At 68.2% G+C, this 20,355-nt stretch carries 18 protein-coding genes; 3 read left to right on the top strand and 15 right to left on the bottom strand.

Going from position 1 to position 20,355, the window contains the following annotated elements; translation table 11 throughout:
* From rpsC to rpsL, 12 genes are all read right to left on the bottom strand, one after another.
* The coding region (gene rpsC, locus ABZ193_RS38575) for a 30S ribosomal protein S3 (RefSeq protein WP_354713619.1) at positions 1-781 on the bottom strand (781 nt) is incomplete at its 3' end.
* Positions 781-1,182, bottom strand: a complete 402-nt coding sequence (rplV, locus tag ABZ193_RS38580) for a 50S ribosomal protein L22 (protein ID WP_026153758.1) — start codon at positions 1,180-1,182, stop codon at positions 781-783. The genes rpsC and rplV, both read right to left, overlap by 1 nt.
* Positions 1,183-1,213: 31 nt before the next feature.
* Positions 1,214-1,495, bottom strand: a complete 282-nt coding sequence (rpsS, locus tag ABZ193_RS38585) for a 30S ribosomal protein S19 (RefSeq protein ID WP_017986609.1) — start codon at positions 1,493-1,495, stop codon at positions 1,214-1,216.
* An 18-nt stretch (positions 1,496-1,513) separates the two neighbouring features.
* Positions 1,514-2,347, bottom strand: coding sequence for a 50S ribosomal protein L2 (rplB, locus tag ABZ193_RS38590; protein WP_026153757.1), 834 nt, complete (start codon positions 2,345-2,347; stop codon positions 1,514-1,516).
* Between the two features lie 16 nt (positions 2,348-2,363).
* Entirely contained in the window at positions 2,364-2,675 is a 312-nt protein-coding gene (gene rplW, locus ABZ193_RS38595; protein WP_017986607.1) for a 50S ribosomal protein L23, read from the bottom strand.
* A complete protein-coding gene (rplD, locus tag ABZ193_RS38600) occupies positions 2,672-3,358 on the bottom strand; it encodes a 50S ribosomal protein L4 (protein WP_017986606.1) in 687 nt (228 codons plus the stop codon). Before rplD ends, rplW begins: the two co-directional genes overlap by 4 nt.
* Entirely contained in the window at positions 3,355-4,011 is a 657-nt protein-coding gene (gene rplC, locus ABZ193_RS38605) for a 50S ribosomal protein L3 (protein WP_017986605.1), read from the bottom strand. Before rplC ends, rplD begins: the two co-directional genes overlap by 4 nt.
* Before the next feature lie 31 nt (positions 4,012-4,042).
* Complete coding sequence (rpsJ, locus tag ABZ193_RS38610) at positions 4,043-4,348, bottom strand: 30S ribosomal protein S10 (RefSeq protein WP_003883485.1); 306 nt, start codon at positions 4,346-4,348, stop codon at positions 4,043-4,045.
* A 363-nt stretch (positions 4,349-4,711) separates the two neighbouring features.
* Positions 4,712-5,905 (bottom strand): elongation factor Tu, encoded by a 1,194-nt coding sequence (tuf, locus tag ABZ193_RS38615; RefSeq protein ID WP_017986604.1) that lies wholly within the window; start codon positions 5,903-5,905, stop codon positions 4,712-4,714.
* A 129-nt stretch (positions 5,906-6,034) separates the two neighbouring features.
* Positions 6,035-8,134: an elongation factor G gene (gene fusA, locus ABZ193_RS38620; RefSeq protein WP_020417562.1), complete on the bottom strand. Its 2,100-nt coding sequence runs from the start codon at positions 8,132-8,134 to the stop codon at positions 6,035-6,037.
* A 64-nt stretch (positions 8,135-8,198) separates the two neighbouring features.
* Positions 8,199-8,669, bottom strand: a complete 471-nt coding sequence (rpsG, locus tag ABZ193_RS38625; RefSeq protein WP_017986602.1) for a 30S ribosomal protein S7 — start codon at positions 8,667-8,669, stop codon at positions 8,199-8,201.
* Complete coding sequence (gene rpsL, locus ABZ193_RS38630) at positions 8,669-9,043, bottom strand: 30S ribosomal protein S12 (RefSeq protein ID WP_003102113.1); 375 nt, start codon at positions 9,041-9,043, stop codon at positions 8,669-8,671. Before rpsL ends, rpsG begins: the two co-directional genes overlap by 1 nt.
* Positions 9,044-9,593: 550 nt before the next feature.
* Here rpsL and ABZ193_RS38635 point away from each other — a divergent pair.
* Genes ABZ193_RS38635 through ABZ193_RS38645 form a run of 3 tightly spaced genes read left to right on the top strand, consistent with a single transcriptional unit; the run spans position 9,594 to position 11,634 of the window.
* A complete protein-coding gene (locus tag ABZ193_RS38635; RefSeq protein WP_020417561.1) occupies positions 9,594-10,181 on the top strand; it encodes a YbaB/EbfC family nucleoid-associated protein in 588 nt (195 codons plus the stop codon).
* Complete coding sequence (locus ABZ193_RS38640; RefSeq protein WP_354713637.1) at positions 10,178-10,528, top strand: type VII secretion target; 351 nt, start codon at positions 10,178-10,180, stop codon at positions 10,526-10,528. The genes ABZ193_RS38635 and ABZ193_RS38640 overlap by 4 nt, the downstream gene beginning before the upstream one ends.
* A complete protein-coding gene (locus tag ABZ193_RS38645) occupies positions 10,528-11,634 on the top strand; it encodes a hypothetical protein (protein WP_354713638.1) in 1,107 nt (368 codons plus the stop codon). The genes ABZ193_RS38640 and ABZ193_RS38645 overlap by 1 nt, the downstream gene beginning before the upstream one ends.
* A gap of 56 nt (positions 11,635-11,690) precedes the next feature.
* On the opposite strand, the gene ABZ193_RS38650 is transcribed toward ABZ193_RS38645, so the two are convergent.
* The 3 genes from ABZ193_RS38650 to ABZ193_RS38660 all read right to left on the bottom strand — a co-directional run bounded on the left by ABZ193_RS38650 (position 11,691) and on the right by ABZ193_RS38660 (position 19,460).
* A complete protein-coding gene (locus ABZ193_RS38650) occupies positions 11,691-11,837 on the bottom strand; it encodes a hypothetical protein (protein WP_020417558.1) in 147 nt (48 codons plus the stop codon).
* Between the two features lie 119 nt (positions 11,838-11,956).
* Positions 11,957-15,868 carry a DNA-directed RNA polymerase subunit beta' gene (locus tag ABZ193_RS38655; RefSeq protein ID WP_020417557.1) on the bottom strand — a complete coding sequence of 1,304 codons (3,912 nt, stop codon included), beginning with the start codon at positions 15,866-15,868 and terminating at the stop codon, positions 11,957-11,959.
* A gap of 91 nt (positions 15,869-15,959) precedes the next feature.
* A complete protein-coding gene (locus tag ABZ193_RS38660) occupies positions 15,960-19,460 on the bottom strand; it encodes a DNA-directed RNA polymerase subunit beta (RefSeq protein ID WP_027935789.1) in 3,501 nt (1,166 codons plus the stop codon).
* Between the last annotated feature and the right edge of the window lie 895 nt (positions 19,461-20,355).

Raw genomic sequence — 20,355 nt, forward strand, 5'->3', positions numbered from 1 at the left:
CCGTGTCGGCCTTCGCGGCGGCAGCGGCGCGGCCGGCTTCGGTCGAGGTCGGCGTCGTGCCCTGGGCGCCGGAACGGCGCGGGCGCGACGGACGCTCCCGGCGCGGACGCTCGTTGGCGGCCGCGGCGTCCCGCTCGGCCTTGGCCTTCAGGCCGCCGACCAGGTCACCCTTGTAGATCCACACCTTCACGCCGATGCGGCCGAAGGTGGTGCGGGCCTCGAAGAAGCCGTAGTCGATGTCCGCGCGCAGCGTGTGCAGCGGGACCCGGCCGTCGCGGTAGTGCTCCGACCGCGACATCTCGGCACCGCCGAGGCGGCCGCTGCACTGCACGCGGATGCCCTTGACCTGCGACGAACGCATGGTCGTCTGGATCGCCTTGCGCATCGCGCGGCGGAACGCCACGCGGTTGGACAGCTGCTCGGCGACGCTCTGGGCGACCAGCTGCGCGTCGGCCTCGGGGTTCTTGACCTCGAGGATGTTCAGCTGGACCTGCTTGCCGGTCAGCTTCTCCAGCGAGCCGCGGATCCGGTCGGCCTCCGCGCCGCGGCGGCCGATCACGATGCCCGGACGCGCGGTGTGGATGTCGACCCGCACGCGGTCACGGGTGCGCTCGATCTCGACCTTGGAGATGCCGGCGCGCTCCATGCCCGTGGACAGCAGCTTGCGGATCTTGACGTCCTCGGCCACGTACTCCGCGTACTGCTTGTCGGCGTACCAGCGCGACTTCCAGTCGGTGGTGATCCCCAGCCGGAAGCCGTGCGGGTTGATCTTCTGGCCCACTAGCGGCCACCTGCCTTCTTCTTACCGCTCTTCTTCGCTTCCGGACGCGACTCCACCTCGACCGTGATGTGGCTGGTGCGCTTCCGGATCCGGTACGCACGGCCCTGGGCGCGCGGCTGGATGCGCTTGAGGGTCGGGCCCTCGTCGGCATACGCGTTCTTCACGAACAGCGTGTCCGGGTCCAGGTTGAGGTTGTTCTCGGCGTTGGCCACGGCGCTGGCGAGCACCTTCGCCACCGGCTGGCTCGCCGCGTACGGCGAGAACCGGAGCACGGCGAGGGCTTCGGCGGCGCTAAGACCCTTGATCAGCTCGATCACCCGGCGCACCTTCGTCGGCGAGTCCCGGACGAAGCGAGCCCGCGCCACGGCCACCTGGGCCGGAGCGGTTTCTGGGGCTGTCATCGCTTGCTTTCCCTAACTCTCGTGTGCCCGCTCAGCGGCGGCGCGACTTCCGGTCATCCTTGACGTGACCCTTGAAGGTCCGCGTCGGAGCGAACTCGCCAAGCTTGTGGCCGACCATGGCCTCGCTGACGAACACCGGCACGTGCTTGCGGCCGTCGTGCACCGCGATGGTGTGACCCAGCATGTCCGGGATGATCGTGGACCGGCGGGACCAGGTCTTGATCACGGTCTTCTTGCCCGACTCGTTGAGCGCGTCCACCTTCTTGAGCAGGTGGTCGTCCACGAACGGGCCCTTCTTCAGGCTACGCGGCATGTTGTCTTACCTCCCTGCTCAGCGCTTCTTGCCGGTACGCCGGCGGCGGACGATCAGTGCGTCGGACGGCTTGCGGCGGCGGGTGCGGCCCTCCGGCTTGCCGTTCGGGTTGACCGGGTGGCGACCACCCGAGGTCTTGCCCTCACCACCACCGTGCGGGTGGTCGACCGGGTTCATGACGACACCACGGACGGTCGGGCGCTTGCCGCGCCAGCGGTTGCGGCCCGCCTTGCCCCAGTTGATGTTCTGGTGCTCGGAGTTGCCGACCTCGCCGACGGTGGCGCGGTTGCGCACGTCCACGTTGCGGATTTCGCCCGAGGGCATCCGCAGCTGGGCGTACGGGCCGTCCTTGGCGACCAGCTGCACGCGGGCGCCGGCGGAGCGGGCGATCTTCGCGCCGCCACCGGGACGCAGCTCGATGGCGTGCACCACGGTGCCGACCGGGATGTTGCGCAGCGGCAGGTTGTTGCCCGGCTTGATGTCGGCGCGCGGGCCGGCTTCCACCGTGTCGCCCTGCTTGAGCTTGTCCGGCGCGATGATGTAGCGCTTCTCGCCGTCCGCGTAGTGCAGCAGCGCGATGCGGGCGGTCCGGTTGGGGTCGTACTCGATGTGCGCGACCTTGGCCGGGATGCCGTCCTTGTCGTTGCGCCGGAAGTCGATGACCCGGTAGGCCCGCTTGTGGCCGCCACCCTTGTGCCGGGTGGTGATCTTGCCCGAGGAGTTGCGGCCGCCCGACTTGCTCAGCGGGCGCAGCAGCGACTTCTCCGGCTCGGACCGGGTGATCTCGGCGAAGTCCGACACGCTCGAGCCACGGCGGCCCGGAGTCGTCGGCTTGTACTTACGAATACCCATGACAGCTTTCCGTCCCTTACGCGGCGGGTCCGCCGAAGATCTCGATCGGCTTGCTCTCGGCGGACAGCGTCACGACGGCGCGCTTGACGTTCTTGCGCTTGCCGAAGCCGTAGCGGGTCCGCTTGCGCTTGCCCTGCCGGTTCAGCGTGTTCACGCTGACGACCTTGACGCCGAAGATCTGCTCGACGGCGATCTTGATCTGCGTCTTGTTGGCGTCCGGCCGGACCTCGAACGTGTACTTGTGGTCCTCGAGGAGCCCGTAGGACTTCTCGGAGATCACCGGCGCGAGCACGATGTCACGAGGGTCCGGGATGGCAACGCTGCTCACTGCGCTTCACTCCCTTCAACCTCGCTGGCCCGAGCCGAAGCCTTGGCCGCCTTGCCCTTGACGGGACCGGCGATGAAGGCGTCGTACGCGGCCTTGGTGAACACCACGTCGTCGTTGACCAGCACGTCGTAGGTGTTGAGCTGGTCGGGGTTGATCAGGTGCACGTTCGGCAGGTTGCGGGCCGACAGCCAGCCCTGCTCGTCCTCGCGGTGCAGCACGACCAGCAGGCGCTTGGCCTGGGTCACGGCGGCGAGGACCTTCTTCGCCTCCTTGGTGCTGGGCTTCTCGCCCGACACCAGCTCGGTGATGACGTGCACCTGGCCGGCGCGCGCCCGGTCGGAGAGGGCGCCACGCAGGGCGGCGGCCTTCATCTTCTTCGGGGTGCGCTGGGTGTAGTCGCGCGGCGTGGGGCCGTGGACGGTGCCACCGCCGGCGAACTGCGGGGCGCGGGTCGAACCCTGGCGGGCGCGGCCGGTGCCCTTCTGGCGGTACGGCTTCTTGCCGCCACCGGAGACCTCGCCGCGGGTCTTCGTGTCGTGCGTGCCCTGGCGCGCGGCGGCCTGCTGGGCCACCACGACCTGGTGCATCAGCGGCACGTTGGCCTGCACGTCGAAGATCTCGGCGGGGAGCTCGACGGTGCCCTCGGCGCTGCCGGCCGGGGTCTTCAGCTCGACGCTGGTCATTCGGTAGCACCACCCTTCGCGGCGGTCTTGACGAAGACGAGGCTGCCCTTGGGGCCGGGAACGGCGCCCTTGATCAGCAGCAGGCCCTCTTCGGCGCGCACGTCGTGGACGGTCAGGCCCTGCGTGGTGACCTTGACGCCACCCATGCGGCCGGCCATCCGCAGGCCCTTGAAGACGCGGCCCGGGGTGGCGCAGCCACCGATCGAGCCGGGGGCGCGGTGCTTCGCCTGGTTACCGTGGCTGGCGCCCTGGCCCTTGAAGCCGTGACGCTTCATGACACCGGCGTAGCCCTTGCCCTTGCTGGTGCCCGTGACGTCGACGCGCGAGCCGGCGGGGAACACCTCGGCGGTGATCTCCTGGCCGACCTCGTAGCTCTCGGCGTCGGTCGTGCGCAGCTCGGCGAGGTAACGCCGCGGCGTCACGCCGGCCTTCTGGAAGTGGCCGGTCACCGGCTTGTTGACCTTGCGCGGGTCCACGGCGCCGAAAGCCAGCTGCACGGCCTGGTAGCCGTCGTTGTCCTGGGTACGGATCTGGGTCACCACGTTCGGCCCGGCCTGCACGACGGTCACCGGAACGATCCGGTTGTCCTCGCCGAAGACCTGGGTCATGCCGAGCTTGGTGCCCAGGATGCCCTTTACTTGCCTGTCAGACATGAGTCTCTTATCTCCGCCGCTCGCCCAACGCTTACTGGATGTTGACGTCGACGCTCGCCGGGAGGTCGATGCGCATGAGCGCGTCGACCGTCTTCGGCGTCGGGTCGAGGATGTCGATCAGCCGCTTGTGCGTGCGCATCTCGAAGTGCTCGCGCGAGTCCTTGTACTTGTGCGGCGAGCGGATGACGCAGTAAACGTTCTTCTCGGTGGGCAGCGGCACAGGTCCGACGACCGAGGCGCCGGTGCGCGTCACCGTCTCGACGATCTTGCGCGCGCTGGCATCGATCGCCTCGTGGTCGTAGGCCTTGAGCCTGATGCGGATCTTCTGTCCCGCCATGGTCGCAGCTCGTTCCTTCGTCTTGTGCCGCTATCTCTACCCGCGCATTCGCGCCGGTTTCCGCACGTCAACGCCCTCGCGTCCGATCCACGCGGTCGGGCGTGTCGCGCCCGCTGCGCAGACTGATCCCGCAGGAGGATCGTCGTCGTGCCGGTTGGTCTTCACCGCGAGACGGCCGTGCCGGCCATCTGTCGCGCCCGCGGTCTCCCCCTGGGAAACCCACGGACCAAGGCCGCTCGCGCCGGGGCGGCCGATTTCTCTAGAGATATCGGCCGCCCCGCAACGAGCAACTCAACTAGTGTCGCACACGTGGTTCCACAACCCGGCCCCGGGGTGCTATAAGCACTCCGGGGCCGGATGGAATCATTTGATGATCTTGGTGACCTGGCCCGCGCCGACGGTCCGGCCACCCTCACGGATGGCGAACCGCAGACCCTCGTCCATGGCGACCGGCTGGATGAGCTGCACCTTGATCTCGGTGTTGTCACCCGGCATGACCATCTCGGTGCCCTCGGGGAGGGTGACGACACCGGTCACGTCGGTCGTGCGGAAGTAGAACTGCGGGCGGTAGTTGTTGAAGAACGGCGTGTGCCGGCCACCCTCGTCCTTGGACAGGATGTAGACCGAGCCCTCGAACTCCGTGTGCGGAGTCGTGGTGCCGGGCTTCACGACGACCTGGCCGCGCTCGACGTCCTCGCGCTTGATGCCGCGGAGCAGCAGACCGACGTTGTCACCGGCCTGGCCCGAGTCGAGCAGCTTGCGGAACATCTCGACACCGGTGACGGTGGTCTTGGTCGACTTCTCGCGGATACCCACGATCTCGACCTCTTCGTTGACGTTGATCTGGCCGCGCTCCACGCGACCGGTCACGACGGTGCCGCGGCCGGTGATGGTGAAGACGTCCTCGATCGGCATCAGGAACGGCTTGTCGAGGTCACGCACCGGGTCCGGCACGTTGTCGTCGACGGCCTGCATGAGCTCGAGAACCGACTCGGCCCACTTGGCGTCGCCCTCGAGGGCCTTGAGGCCGGAGACCTTGACCACGGGGGCGTCGTCGCCGGGGAACTCCTGCGAGGACAGCAGCTCGCGGACCTCCAGCTCGACCAGCTCGAGGATCTCCTCGTCGTCCACCATGTCGGCCTTGTTCAGGGCCACCACGATGTAGGGCACGCCGACCTGGCGGGCGAGCAGCACGTGCTCACGGGTCTGCGGCATCGGGCCGTCGGTCGCGGCGACCACCAGGATCGCGCCGTCCATCTGGGCGGCACCGGTGATCATGTTCTTGATGTAGTCCGCGTGACCGGGGGCGTCCACGTGGGCGTAGTGACGCTTCTCGGTCTGGTACTCGACGTGCGAGATGTTGATCGTGATGCCGCGCTGCTTCTCTTCCGGCGCGTTGTCGATCTGGTCGAACGCCCGGGACTCGTTGAGCTCCGGGTACTTGTCGTGCAGAACCTTGGTGATCGCCGCGGTCAGCGTGGTCTTGCCGTGGTCGACGTGACCGATGGTCCCGATGTTGACGTGCGGCTTGCTCCGCTCGAACTTCGCCTTCGCCACTGGAATGTCCTCCTGGACTCTTGCTTTTGCTTCACCGGACGGCGTGGCAGCCGAACGGCGATCGATCTGGTCGGTTGTGCGGACCCTAGGGGAGGCCCCTGTGCGCGCCCGCGTTGGGTGCGGAGGGGTTTACTCCCCCGTCGCCTTCGCGATGATCTCCTTCGCGACGTTCGAGGGAACCTCGGCGTAGGAGTCGAACGTCATCGAGTAGTTCGCCCGACCCTGGGTACGAGACCGCAGGTCGCCGACGTACCCGAACATCTCGGACAGCGGAACCAGTGCCTTCACGACTCGGGTGCCTGCCCGCTCGTCCATGGCCTGGATCTGGCCACGGCGAGAGTTGAGGTCGCCGATGACGTCACCCATGTAGTCCTCGGGGGTGGTCACCTCGACGGCCATGACCGGCTCGAGCAGAACCGGGCTGGCCTGGCGCGCGGCCTCCTTGAGCGCCATGGAACCGGCGATCTTGAAGGCCATTTCCGACGAGTCGACCTCGTGGTAAGCGCCGTCCAACAGGGTCACCTTCAGCCCGACCAGCGGGTAACCGGCGAGGACACCGTACTGCATGGCGTCCTGGGCACCGGCGTCCACCGACGGGATGTACTCGCGCGGCACGCGGCCACCGGTGACCTTGTTGTCGAACTCGTAGAGGGCGCCGTCGCCAGTGGACAGCGGCTCCAGCTTGATGATCACGCGCGCGAACTGACCAGAACCACCGGTCTGCTTCTTGTGCGTGTACTCGTACTTCTCGACCGTGCGGCGGATCGTCTCGCGGTAGGCGACCTGCGGCTTACCGATGTTCGCCTCGACCTTGTAGTCGGACTTCATGCGGTTGACCAGCACCTCGAGGTGCAGCTCGCCCATGCCCGCGATGATCGTCTGACCGGTCTCCTCGTCCAGCTGGACCTGGAAGGTGGGGTCCTCCTCGGCCAGCTTCTGGATCGCGGTCGACAGCTTCTCCTGGTCGGCCTTCGTCTTGGGCTCGATGGCCACCTTGATGACCGGCTCCGGGAAGGTCATCGACTCGAGGACGATCGGGTTCTGCGGGTCGCACAGGGTGTCACCGGTCGTGGTGTCCTTCAGGCCGATGACCGCGTAGATGTGGCCGGCCTGGGCCTCGTCGACCGGGTTCTCCTTGTTGGAGTGCATCTGGAAGAGCTTCCCGATGCGCTCCTTGCGCTCCTTGGTCGAGTTGATGACCTGCGCGCCGGCGGCGACCTTGCCCGAGTACACCCGGACGTAGGTCAGCTTGCCGAAGAACGGGTGCGCGGCGATCTTGAACGCGAGAGCCGCGAACGGCTCGTCGACCGACGGCTTCCGCGACGCGGCGGTCTCACCGTCGGTGAGGGTGCCCTCGACGGCGGGGACGTCCAGCGGCGACGGCAGGTAGTCGATCACCGCGTCCAGCATGGGCTGCACGCCCTTGTTCTTGAACGCGGAGCCGCACAGCACCGGGTACGCCTCGCGGGCGACCGTCAGCTTGCGGATGCCGGCCTTGATGTCGGCCTCGGACAGCTCCTCGCCGCCGAAGTACTTCTCCATCAGGGCGTCGTCGGTCTCCGCGACGGCCTCGATCAGCTTGTCGCGGTACTCGGCGGCCTTGTCGGCGAGGTCGGCCGGGATCTCCTCGACCTCGTAGTCCTCGCCCTTCTTGACCTCGCCCCGCCAGGTCAGCGCCTTCATGCGGACCAGGTCGATGACGCCCTGGAAGTCGCTCTCGGCGCCGATCGGCAGCTGGATGACCAGCGGGCGCGCACCGAGGCGCTCCTCGATGGTGCGGACGGTGAAGTAGAAGTCCGCACCCAGCTTGTCCATCTTGTTGACGAAGCAGATGCGCGGGACCTCGTACTTGTCGGCCTGGCGCCAGACCTGCTCGGACTGGGGCTCGACACCCTCCTTGCCGTCGAAGACGGCAACGGCACCGTCGAGCACCCGCAGCGAACGCTCCACCTCGACGGTGAAGTCGACGTGGCCGGGGGTGTCGATGATGTTGATCTGGTGGTCGGCCCAGAAGGTGGTGGTGGCAGCCGAGGTGATGGTGATACCCCGCTTCTGCTCCTCCTCCATCCAGTCCATCGTCGCGGCGCCGTCGTGCACCTCGCCGATCTTGTAGTTGATCCCGGTGTAGAACAGGATCCGCTCGGTGGTGGTGGTCTTACCGGCGTCGATGTGAGCCATGATGCCGATGTTGCGGACCTTGTTCAGGTCGGTCAGCACGTCGCGTGCCACTGCACTGTTCCCCTGTCTCGAAGCTTGGGGCCCGGCCTGGCTTGTCTCGGCAGCCGGGCTACGTTCACCACCGGTAGTGGGCGAACGCCTTGTTGGACTCGGCCATCTTGTGGGTGTCCTCGCGGCGCTTCACGCTGGCCCCGAGGCCGTTGCTCGCATCGAGCAGCTCGTTCTGCAGGCGCTCGATCATGGTCTTCTCGCGGCGGGCGCGGGAGAAGCTGACGATCCACCGCAGCGCAAGGGTCGTCGAGCGGCCCGGCTTGACCTCGATCGGCACCTGGTAGGTGGCACCACCGACGCGGCGGCTCTTCACCTCGATGCTCGGCTTCACGTTGTCCAGCGCACGCTTCAGCGTGACGACGGGATCCGTGCCGGTCTTCTCACGGGCGCCTTCCAGCGCGCCGTAGACGATGCGCTCGGCCAGCGAGCGCTTGCCGTCGGTCAGCACCTTGTTGATCAGCTGCGTGACCAGCGGAGAACCGTAGACCGGGTCGGAGATCAGCGGCCGCTTCGGGGCCGGACCCTTGCGGGGCATTAGCTCTTCTCCTTCTTCGCGCCGTACCGGCTGCGCGCCTGCTTGCGGTTCTTCACACCCTGGGTGTCGAGCGAACCGCGGATGATCTTGTAGCGAACGCCGGGCAGGTCCTTCACACGACCACCGCGCACGAGCACCATCGAGTGCTCCTGCAGGTTGTGGCCCTCGCCCGGGATGTAGGCGGTGACCTCGATGCCGCTGGTCAGCTTGACACGCGCGACCTTGCGCAGCGCCGAGTTCGGCTTCTTGGGCGTCGTGGTGTACACGCGGGTGCACACGCCACGCCGCTGCGGACTCCCCTTGAGGGCCGCGGTCTTCTGCTTGGCAGCCTTGTCCTGGCGGCCCTTGCGGACCAGCTGCTGGATCGTGGGCAATGGACCAGCCTTCTGTCGCGTCTTGCTTGTTCCGTCTTGGTCTCCCCGGCCCCCGAGGTCGGGCGTGTCGGCCCGCGTCTGGGTCTCTCGACCGCTAACGTTCCCTCGGATTTCCGTGGAGCTCCGCTTCGCCGCGGCCGTCGCCACGATGCCGGAGCATCCCCGCTTGGCCGAAAAGCACGCAGAGCGGCCCGACGCATGCCGGGCACAGTCGTCAAAGATACCCGCCCTTGTGGCAGGCGGTGGCATCGGGGGTCCCTAACGGGCTCACACCCCGGCTCCGGCGAGAAGGTGGTGTGGCGAGTCTAGCGGAAAGACGGCCTCGCAGGACCCTTCCGCCAACTGTCGGGACACCGTCGGCCTGCGCGTTCGAGCAGGTCGGGGGGCATCTTCGGCGAGTGTTACAACGCCGGAATTGGCGGCGGAATTCCCGCGTGGCGAAAAGTGATCAATCGAATCGGTGAGTTGCCCGGAAGCGCGCCCGCCGCACACACGTGTGGTGCATGATCCGATACCGAAGGTGCGCAATTCACCACGGGGAGGGACCTGCATGGCGTACGGCAGCCACGGCGACCTCGTCGAGCAGCTGCAGCAGAAGCTGCGCCGGATCGACGAGCTGAAGCAGCAGGGTGAGCAGCGGCAGGCCGCGTTCACCCGGATGAAGGACGAGATCGGCGAGTTGTCGGTCACCGTGTCCTCCCCCGACCGGGCCGTGACGGTCGTCGCCGGGCCGGGCGGGAGCGTGCAGTCGGTGCGGGTGAGCGAGGAGGCGCTGCAGGGCAGCGCGATCCAGCTGTCGTCGACCATCACGGCGACGATCCACGAGGCGGTGGCCGCGGCGGCGCGCCGGCAGGCCGCGATCGTGCAGGACGCGCTCGGGCCGTCCAGCAACGTGCTGGAGCAGGTGCTGCAGACCCAGGCGGAGGCGTTCGGCACCAGCGTGGCCGCGCTGAAGGCGACGGTCGCGGACGAACGCCCGGTGGTGCCGCAGCGGCCCATCGACCAGGGCGCGGACTTCGCCGAGGAGGACTTCCTGGCCGAGCAGCAGCCGTCCCGGCCGGCCCGCCCGGAGGTCCGCCGCAGGCCCGCCGAGGACGACGACTTCCTGGACCCGTTCGACGAGGGTGAGCGCCGGTGAGCGGGGGTTTCTCGGTCGACGTCGGAGCGCTGCGCAAGACGGCCGCCGCGGCGGCGGCGCAGACTTCGCAGGTCAGCGCGTTGCAGCAGCAGCTGCAGGACGCGAACGTCCCAGCGGTGTCCTGGGGGCTCATCGGCCAGCCCACGGTATACCCGTTCTACCAGGACATGGTCGACCAGCTCCGGTCCCACCTGACCCAGATGGCCGAGGGTTACCAGGCGATCGGCGCGAAGTTGGCCAAGGCCGCGGACATGTACTCCGCGATGGACGACGGGGTCGTCGCCGCGTTCGAGAGCATCGGCGAAGACCTCGACGAAGCCGGCCGGGGTGTTGGGGAGGTGGGCTGATGCCGACGAGCTGGGAAGCGATCAGCGATCAGGTCGAGGGCATCGGCGAGGAGTACAGCGCGGAGGCGAACCTCGAGCGGATGGCGGAGACGGACCCGGGCAAGGTGGTCCAGGGCGCCGTCGACACGTTCCAGGCCGGTTTCCAGATCGGCTCGGACCTGGTGAGCGGCGACCTCGACGCCCTGGTGGCCCACGCGACGGAGGCCTCGTCCACCGCGCTGAGCTTCGTCGACGAGGCGGTGAGCACCATCGGCGGGATCGTCTCCGACCCGCTGGGCTGGCTCATCTCGAACGGCGTGAGCTTCCTGATCAGCTGGATCGAGCCGCTCAACGAGATGCTCGACCTGGTCACCGGGGATTCGGAGGCGCTCGACGCCGGGGCCGCCGCGTTCAACCGGCTCGGGGCGGACATCGAGAAGCTGCGGGTGGAGACCGAGCAACTGCTGACCGAAGGACTCGCCGGCTGGGAGGGACCCGCCGCCGCGGCCGCGGGCAAGGCGCTGGCCGAGTTCCGGGACGGCATCTCCGGCACCGCGGGCGCCACCGGCGAGATCGCGACCCTCATGGCGGTCAGCAGCGCGGTGATGAGCGTGATCAAGGACGTGATCACCAGCATCATCAGCGACCTCGTCGAATGGCTGATCGTGACCTGGCTCGCGGCGCTCGCGGCCTCGACGTTCACGCTCGGCGGCTCGGTCGCCGCTGCCACCGCCTCGACCGCGGTGGAGGCCGGGATGGCGACGAGCAAGGGCAGCCGGTGGGTCCAGCGCCTGCAGTCGATCATCCAGAAGCTCAAGGGGCTGATCGACCGGATCAAGGCGTTCATCGGGAAGATCCCGCAGAAGCTCGTCGACGGCACGCTGACCGAGAACCTGGGCGGCGACCTGGCCAAGGCTGTCGCGAGCGGCGGGAAGTCGGCATCCGAGGCCATCGGGGAGCGGATCGGCGGGCAACTCAAGGACACCGCCGTCGAAACGCTGAAGGACGTCCCCAAGGAACAGGGCCGAGACACCGTCGAGGACGTGGTCGACGCCGTCGAGCGGCGGGGCGTCGCCGGGGATCCGGACATGGACGACGCCGAGATCAGCGGCAAGCTCGACTTCTGAGCTGTGCGAAAAGGGGCCCCAGGCGCGTGCCTGGGGCCCCTTTCACGTGCAAAGACCTAGTCGTCCTCGTCGGGCTTGGCGTGGTCCGGCTTGCCCGGGTTGGGGTCCCTCGACAGGTCGATCGCCGGGTGCGTCGGGGCGCCCTCGGGCGCTGCGTGCCGCCCTCTCGACGGCGCCTCCTCCGGGGTCTGCTCTGCGTTCACAACGCCCTCCTCGTGTCGCTCGTGTGAACTCGCGCCTCACGCTACCTCCGCGCCCCGCCGCGGACACGACGAAGCCCCCGGCTCCGCGAAGGGAGCCGGGGGCTTCGGGACAACTCAGGTCAGCGGAAGTCGCGACCGAAGTCGTAGTCGTCCAGCGGAACCGCGGCGCCGGTGCCGGTGCCGAAGACGTCCGGGGTGTAGTAGCCGTCGTCGTAGGACGGGATGGCGTACGCCGCCACCCGGGCCTCTTCCGTCGGCTGCACCTGGATGTTCCGGTACCGGTTGATGCCGGTGCCCGCCGGGATCAGCTTACCGATGATCACGTTCTCCTTGAGGCCCACGAGCTTGTCGCTGCGGCCGTTGATCGCCGCGTCGGTCAGGACACGCGTGGTCTCCTGGAACGACGCCGCCGACAGCCACGAGTCCGTGGTCAGCGAGGCCTTCGTGATACCCATCAGCACCGGGCGGCCCGAGGCCGGCTCGCCGCCCTCGGCCACGACCGACCGGTTCGTGCTCTCGAACTTGGTCCGCTCGGGCAGCTCGCCCGGCAGGAAGTCCGTCGAACCGGAGTCGATGATCGTCACCCGGCGCAGCATCTGCCGGACGATGACCTCGATGTGCTTGTCGTGGATCGACACACCCTGGGCCCGGTACACCTTCTGGACCTCTTCGACGAGGTGCATCTGCGCCTCGCGCGGGCCCATGACACGCAGCACCTCGTGCGGGTCCGGCGTGCCCTCGAGCAGCAGCTGGCCGACGTTCACGTGGTCGCCGTCCTGCAGCGGCCCGTTCGGCGTGTTGGCCAGGCGCTGACGCTTCGACAGCTTGTCGAAGACGATCTCCTCGCCACCGTCGTCCGGGATGAGCGTGATCTTCCAGAACCGCTCGCTCTCCTCGATGCGCACGCGGCCATCGACGTCGGCGATCGGCGCCTTGCCCTTCGGGACCCGGGCCTCGAACAGCTCGGTGACACGGGGCAGACCGGTCGTGATGTCGTCACCGGCGACACCACCCTGGTGGAAGGTACGCATCGTCAGCTGCGTGCCCGGCTCACCGATCGACTGGGCGGCGACGATACCGACGGCCTCACCCACGTCGACCAGCTTGCCGGTCGCCATCGAGCGGCCGTAGCACATCGCGCAGACACCGACGGCCGACTCGCAGGTCAGCACCGAGCGGACCTTGACCTTGGTGACGCCGAACGCGATCAGCTTCTCCATGGCCGGGTCGGACAGGTCGTCGCCCGCGTTGAGCACGACGTTGCCCTGCTCGTCGGTGACGTCCTGGGCGAGCGTCCGGGCGTACACGCTGGTCTCCACGTGCGCGCCGCGCAGCACGGTGCCGTCCGGCTGCTTCTCGCCGATCGGCCGGGTCACGCCGCGGCTGGTGCCGCAGTCGGTCTCCCGGACGATGACGTCCTGCGACACGTCCACCAGACGACGGGTCAGGTAACCCGAGTCGGCGGTCCGCAGCGCGGTGTCGGCCAGACCCTTCCGCGCACCGTGGGTGGCGATGAAGTACTCCGCCACCGACAGGCCCTCGCGGAAGTTCGACTTGATCGGCCGCGGGATGTACTCACCCTTCGGGTTCGACACCAGACCACGCATACCGGCCAGCGACCGGACCTGGGTCATGTTGCCCGCCGCCCCGGACTTCACGATCATCGAGATCGGGTTGTCCTCGGGGAAGGCGTCCTCCATGATCTCCGCGACCTCGTCGGTCGCCTGGGTCCACACCTTGACCAGCTCGTTGTTGCGCTCGGCGTGCGAGAGCTGACCACGCTGGTAGCGCTTCTCCACCTGCGCGGCCTTGGCCTCGTACCGGTCGAGGATCTCCTTCTTCTCCGGCGGCACGATGACGTCGAACATCGACACCGTGACACCCGAGCGGGTGGCCCAGTAGAAGCCGGCGTCCTTGAGCCGGTCCAGGACCTGCGCGACCTGCGTCATCGAGTACCGCTCGGCGAGGTCGTTCACGATCGCCGCCTGGCGCTTCTTCGGCAGCGGCTCGTTGATGAACGGGTAGTCCGCCGGCAGCAGGTCGTTGAACAGCACCCGGCCCAGGGTGGTCTCGGCCAGCCACGGCTGACCGGGCTCCCAGCCCTTCTCGGTGAGCTCGGCGACCTGGGCCTTGTTCGGCTGACGGTCCTTGACGCGGATCTTGATCGGCGCGTGCAGGCCCAGCGTCTTGCGGTCGAAGGCCATGATGGCCTCGGCCGGCGAGCTGAACGCCTGGCCTGCGCCGACCGCGTTCTCGTCGAGACGGGTCAGGTGGAACAGGCCGGTGACCATGTCCAGACGCGGCATGGCCAGCGGGCGGCCCGACGCCGGCGACAGGATGTTGTTCGCCGACAGCATCAGGATCCGGGCCTCGGCCTGCGCCTCGGCCGACAGCGGCAGGTGCACCGCCATCTGGTCACCGTCGAAGTCCGCGTTGAACGCCTCGCAGACCAGCGGGTGCAGCTGGATGGCCTTGCCCTCGACCAGCTGCGGCTCGAAGGCCTGGATGCCCAGCCGGTGCAGGGTCGGCGCACGGTTGAGGAGCACCGGGTGACCGGTGATGACCTCTTCCAGCACGTCCCACACCTGCGGGCGGGCCCGCTCCACCATCCGCTTCGCGGACTTGATGTTCTGCGCGTGGTTCAGGTCGACCAGCCGCTTCATGACGAACGGCTTGAACAGCTCCAGCGCCATGTCCTTGGGCAGACCGCACTGGTGCAGCTTCAGCTGCGGGCCGACGATGATGACCGAACGGCCCGAGTAGTCGACGCGCTTGCCGAGCAGGTTCTGGCGGAACCGGCCCTGCTTGCCCTTGAGCAGGTCGGACAGCGACTTCAGCGGCCGGTTGCCCGGACCGGTGACCGGACGGCCGCGGCGGCCGTTGTCGAACAGCGCGTCGACGGCCTCCTGCAGCATCCGCTTCTCGTTGTTGACGATGATCTCGGGCGCGCCGAGGTCGATCAGCCGCTTGAGGCGGTTGTTCCGGTTGATCACCCGGCGGTACAGGTCGTTGAGGTCCGAGGTGGCGAAGCGGCCACCGTCGAGCTGCACCATCGGGCGCAGGTCCGGCGGGATCACCGGGACCGCGTCGAGGACCATGCCGCGCGGGTCGTTGCCGGTGGCCTGGAAGGCCGCGACGACCTTGAGCCGCTTCAGGGCGCGGAGCTTCTTCTGCCCCTTGCCGTTGCGGATGGTGTCGCGCAGCTTCTCGGCCTCGGCGTTGACGTCGAACTCGGTGGCCAGCTTCTGGATGGCCTCCGCGCCCATGCCGCCGGTGAAGTACTCGCCGTAGCGGTCGTACAGCTCGCGGTACAGGGTCTCGTCCGCGATCAGCTGACGCGGCTCGAGCTTGGTGAAGGTGGTCCAGATCTCCTCGAGCCGGTCCAGCTCGCGCTGGGCGCGGTCGCGGAGCTGCTTCATCTCCCGCTCGCCGCCCTCCTTGACCTTCCGGCGCACGTCGGACTTGGCGCCTTCGGCCTCGAGCTGGGCGAGGTCGGCCTCGAGCTTCTGCGCGCGCGCCTCGATGTCGGCGTCGCGCTTCGCCTCGATGTTCTTCCGCTCGACGCTGATCTCGTTCTCCAGCGTCGGCAGGTCGTTGTGCCGCAGCTCGGTGTTCACACCGGTGATCACGTAGGCCGCGAAGTAGATGATCTTCTCGAGGTCCTTCGGCGCCAGGTCGAGCAGGTAGCCCAGGCGCGAGGGAACACCCTTGAAGTACCAGATGTGCGTGACGGGCGCGGCCAGCTCGATGTGACCCATCCGCTCACGGCGCACCTTGGCGCGGGTCACCTCGACGCCACAGCGCTCACAGATGATGCCCTTGAAGCGGACCCGCTTGTACTTACCGCAGTAGCACTCCCAGTCCCGGGTGGGGCCGAAGATCTTCTCGCAGAAGAGCCCGTCCTTCTCCGGCTTCAGGGTGCGGTAGTTGATGGTCTCCGGCTTCTTGACCTCGCCGAAGGACCACTGACGGATGTCATCGGCGGTCGCCAGGCCGATCCGGAGCTCATCGAAGAAGTTGACGTCCAGCACGTCGTTGCATCCCCTTTGGGGTTGATTCGGCTAGAGGAGTCGGCTACCGGGGGCGGGGCCGCGGGAGGTGGCCCCGCTCCCGGTCGCTACGTCATTGCACGACGTCGTCCACCGAGGGCGACTCGTTGCGGGACAGGTTGATGCCGAGGTTGGCGGCGGCGCGCTCCAGGTCCTCGTCGTCGGAGTCGCGCATCTCGATCGCCGCGCCGTCGCTGGAGAGGACCTCCACGTTCAGGCAGAGCGACTGCAGCTCCTTGAGGAGAACCTTGAACGACTCCGGGATGCCCGGGTCGGGGATGTTCTCGCCCTTGACGATCGCCTCGTACACCTTCACGCGGCCGACCACGTCGTCCGACTTGATCGTCAGCAGCTCCTGCAGCGTGTAGGCCGCGCCGTAGGCCTGCATCGCCCAGCACTCCATCTCACCGAAGCGCTGGCCACCGAACTGCGCCTTACCACCCAGCGGCTGCTGGGTGATCATCGAGTACGGGCCGGTGGAGCGGGCGTGGATCTTGTCGTCCACCAGGTGGTGCAGCTTGAGGATGTACATGTAGCCGACGGCCACCGGGTACGGGAACGGCTCGCCGGAACGGCCGTCCAGCAGCGTCGCCTTGCCGTTCTCCTTGACCATGCGCTCGCCGTCCCGGTTGGGCCGGGTCGACGCGAGCAGGCCGGTGAGCTCCTCTTCCTGCGCGCCGTCGAACACCGGGGTCGCGGTGTTCGTGCCGGGCTCGACGTCGTAGAGCTCCTCGGAGAGGTTCTGCGCCCACTCCGGGTTGCCCTCGATCTTCCAGCCCTGCGAGGCGAGCCAGCCCAGGTGCAGCTCGAGGATCTGGCCGATGTTCATCCGTCGCGGCACACCGTGGGTGTTCAGGATGATGTCGACCGGGGTGCCGTCCTCCATGAACGGCATGTCCTCGACCGGCAGGATCTTGCCGATGACACCCTTGTTGCCGTGGCGGCCGGCGAGCTTGTCGCCCGGCTGGATCTTCCGCTTCTGCGCGACGTAGACGCGGACGAGCTCGTTCACGCCCGGGGGCAGCTCGTCGTCCTCCTCGCGGGAGAACACGCGGACGCCGATGACCTTGCCGGTCTCGCCGTGCGGCACCTTCAGCGACGTGTCGCGGACCTCGCGGGCCTTCTCGCCGAAGATCGCGCGGAGCAGGCGCTCCTCCGGGGTCAGCTCGGTCTCACCCTTCGGCGTGACCTTCCCGACCAGGATGTCGCCGTCGCGGACCTCCGCGCCGATGCGCACGATGCCGCGCTCGTCCAGGTCCGCCAGGACCTCCTCGGAGACGTTCGGGATGTCCCGGGTGATCTCCTCGGCGCCGAGCTTGGTGTCGCGGGCGTCGATCTCGTGCTCCTCGATGTGGATCGAGGTGAGCACGTCGTCCTGCACCAGGCGCTCGGAGAGGATGATCGCGTCCTCGTAGTTGTGGCCCTCCCACGGCATGATCGCCACGAGCAGGTTCTTGCCGAGCGCCATCTCGCCCTGGTCGGTGGACGGGCCGTCGGCGATGACCTGGCCGGCCTCGACGCGGTCGCCCTCCGACACGATCGGGCGGTGGTTGAAGCAGGTGCCCGCGTTGGTGCGGCGGAACTTGTGCAGTCCGTAGCTCTTGCGGGTGCCGTCGTCGTGCATGATCGTCACGAGGTCGGCCGAGAGCTCCTCGACGACACCGGCCTGCTCGGCGACGAGCACGTCACCGGCGTCGACCGCGGCACGCAGCTCCATGCCGGTGCCGACCAGCGGCGACTCGGCGCGCAGCAGCGGCACGGCCTGGCGCTGCATGTTGGCGCCCATCAGCGCGCGGTTGGCGTCGTCGTGCTCGAGGAACGGGATCATCGCGGTGGCGACCGACACCATCTGACGCGGCGACACGTCCATGTAGTCGATCTCCAGCGGGTCGAGCAGCTCGACCTCGCCGCCCTTGCGTCGGCCAAGGACCTGGGCCTCGGCGAAGTGACCGTCCTCGGTCAGCGGCGCGTTGGCCTGCGCCTTGACGTAGCGGTCCTCCTCGTCGGCGGTCAGGTAGTCGACCTGGTCGGTGACCCGGCCCTCGACGACCTTCCGGTACGGCGTCTCGATGAAGCCGAACGGGTTGACCCGCGCGTAGGAGCACAGCGAGCCGATCAGGCCGATGTTCGGGCCTTCCGGCGTCTCGATCGGGCACATGCGGCCGTAGTGCGACGGGTGGACGTCGCGGACCTCCATGCCGGCGCGCTCACGGGACAGACCACCCGGGCCCAGCGCGTTGAGGCGGCGCTTGTGGGTCAGGCCCGACAGCGGGTTGTTCTGGTCCATGAACTGCGACAGCTGCGAGGTGCCGAAGAACTCCTTGATCGCCGCCACGACCGGGCGGATGTTGATCAGGGTCTGCGGCGTGATCGCCTCGACGTCCTGCGTGGTCATCCGCTCGCGGACGACGCGCTCCATGCGGGACAGGCCGACCCGGATCTGGTTCTGGATCAGCTCGCCCACGGTGCGGATGCGGCGGTTGCCGAAGTGGTCGATGTCGTCGACCTCGACCGGGACCTCGTTCTCGCCCTCGCCCATCTTGGTCTCGCCGGCGTGCAGGCGGACCAGGTACTCGATGGTCGAGACGATGTCCTCTTCGGTGAGGGTGCCGGTCTCGTACGGCAGGTTCAGGCCCAGCTTCTTGTTCAGCTTGTAGCGGCCGACCTTGGCCAGGTCGTAGCGCTTCTCCTTGAAGAACAGGTTCTCCAGGAGCGTCTGGGCGCTCTCCTTGGTCGGCGGCTCGCCCGGGCGCAGCTTGCGGTAGATGTCGAGCAGCGCCTCGTCGGTGCCTGCCGTGTGGTCCTTCTCGAGCGTCGCGAGCAGGGTCTCCGAGAAGTGGAACCGCTCGCGGATCTGCTCGGTGGTCCAGCCGAGGGCCTTCAGCAGCACGGTCACCGGCTGGCGGCGCTTGCGGTCGATGCGGACGCCGACGGTGTCGCGCTTGTCCACGTCGAACTCGAGCCACGCGCCGCGGCTCGGGATGATCTTGACGCTGAAGACGTCCTTGTCGGTGGTCTTGTCGACGCTGGTGTCGAAGTAGACACCGGGCGACCGGACCAGCTGGGACACCACGACACGCTCGGTGCCGTTGATGATGAAGGTGCCCTTCTCGGTCATCACGGGGAAGTCGCCCATGAAGACCGTCTGGGACTTGATCTCGCCGGTGTTGTTGTTGACGAACTCGGCGGTCACGAACAGCGGGGCCGCGTACGTCATGTCCTTGTCCTTGCACTCCTCGACGGAGGCCTTGACCTCGTCGAAGCGCGGGTCGGAGAAGGACAGGGACATCGAACCGGAGAAGTCCTCGATCGGCGAGATCTCGTTGAGGACCTCTTCGAGGCCGCCGACGGGGTTCTCCTCGCCCTCGTTCACGCGGCGCTCGAACCACTTCTCGTCACCGGTGAACCACTGGAAGGACTGGATCTGCACGTCCAGCAGGTTGGGGGTGGGGAGGGGCTCGCGGATCTTCGCGAACGAGACCCGCTTGGGGGCTCCGGGAATTCCCGTCGGGTTCGGCTCCGTTACAGCCGAGGTGGTCGCAGCAGTGGCCTGGTTCGCGGGAGAGACTGCCAAGATGCGTCCTTCCGGGGACAATGAGCGGTGCGCAGCCGCGTTAGCAACAGCTAAAGCGACTGTCAAGGGTGCCGTGTGCCCACTATCCTAGCTTCCGTCTCCGGGCAGCCTGAAAGAGGGCAGCGCAAAGAAGCAGTCTAGCCCGAACGACGCGTTCTGTCGAGGGGGCCTCTCGATGGGGCCCGCACCTCGATCACGACGTCCTCAGGCATCGCCTCCCGGCAGACCCTCCCGCAGGGTGCTGCCGTTGGCGATAAGCGTGAACCCCCGGCGCCGAAGAGTCAAGATGCCACGCGGCGAACCCGCCGGTTGGCGCAACGCCATCGCGGTCCGTACACGGCTTCGACCTGGGGATTCGTGCGCGCGGAGGCGCGCTGGGACGGTTGTGGTCACCAGGGGTTGCGGCTCGGCTCACGCCGGTCCAAGATCGTCCTCGGGTGTTGTGGCGGGGCCCCGCGGAGCGGCGCGGCGGCCCCGGTCCGGCCGCCGCGGAGGAGCGATCGCGGCGGGTTTCAGTGGCGCGCTTCACGTGCCGGAGGGTGTCGTGTCGCGCCCCGGGTGGGCTGGCGACGGGGTGGGCGCGCCTGATGTGCCTACCTCTGGGCGGCTTCTTCTGGTGCCTGGTTGCGCGCTCTGCCGCGGACTCCCCGCCCGAGCCGGGCTCAGGCGGAGCGGCGGCGCCGCGTCCGGCGGCAGGTCGCGCCGGGCCGGCCTCGCCTGGACAGCGGAATGGCGCACCGAGCCGCGCCTCGGTCCGGCGGACAGCGGGGGCGGCACCGCCGGCCTGCCGCCGCCGGACCAGCCCCCTCAGGAAGCAGCACGGTTCACCGAGCCGCGCCGCGGCGGGGCGGGCATCGGGGGCACCGCCACCGCCGGCCAGTCGCGCGCCCTGCCG

Source organism: Amycolatopsis sp. NPDC006125, assembly GCF_040614195.1.
Taxonomy (GTDB): Bacteria; Actinomycetota; Actinomycetes; order Mycobacteriales; family Pseudonocardiaceae; genus Amycolatopsis_E; species Amycolatopsis_E tucumanensis.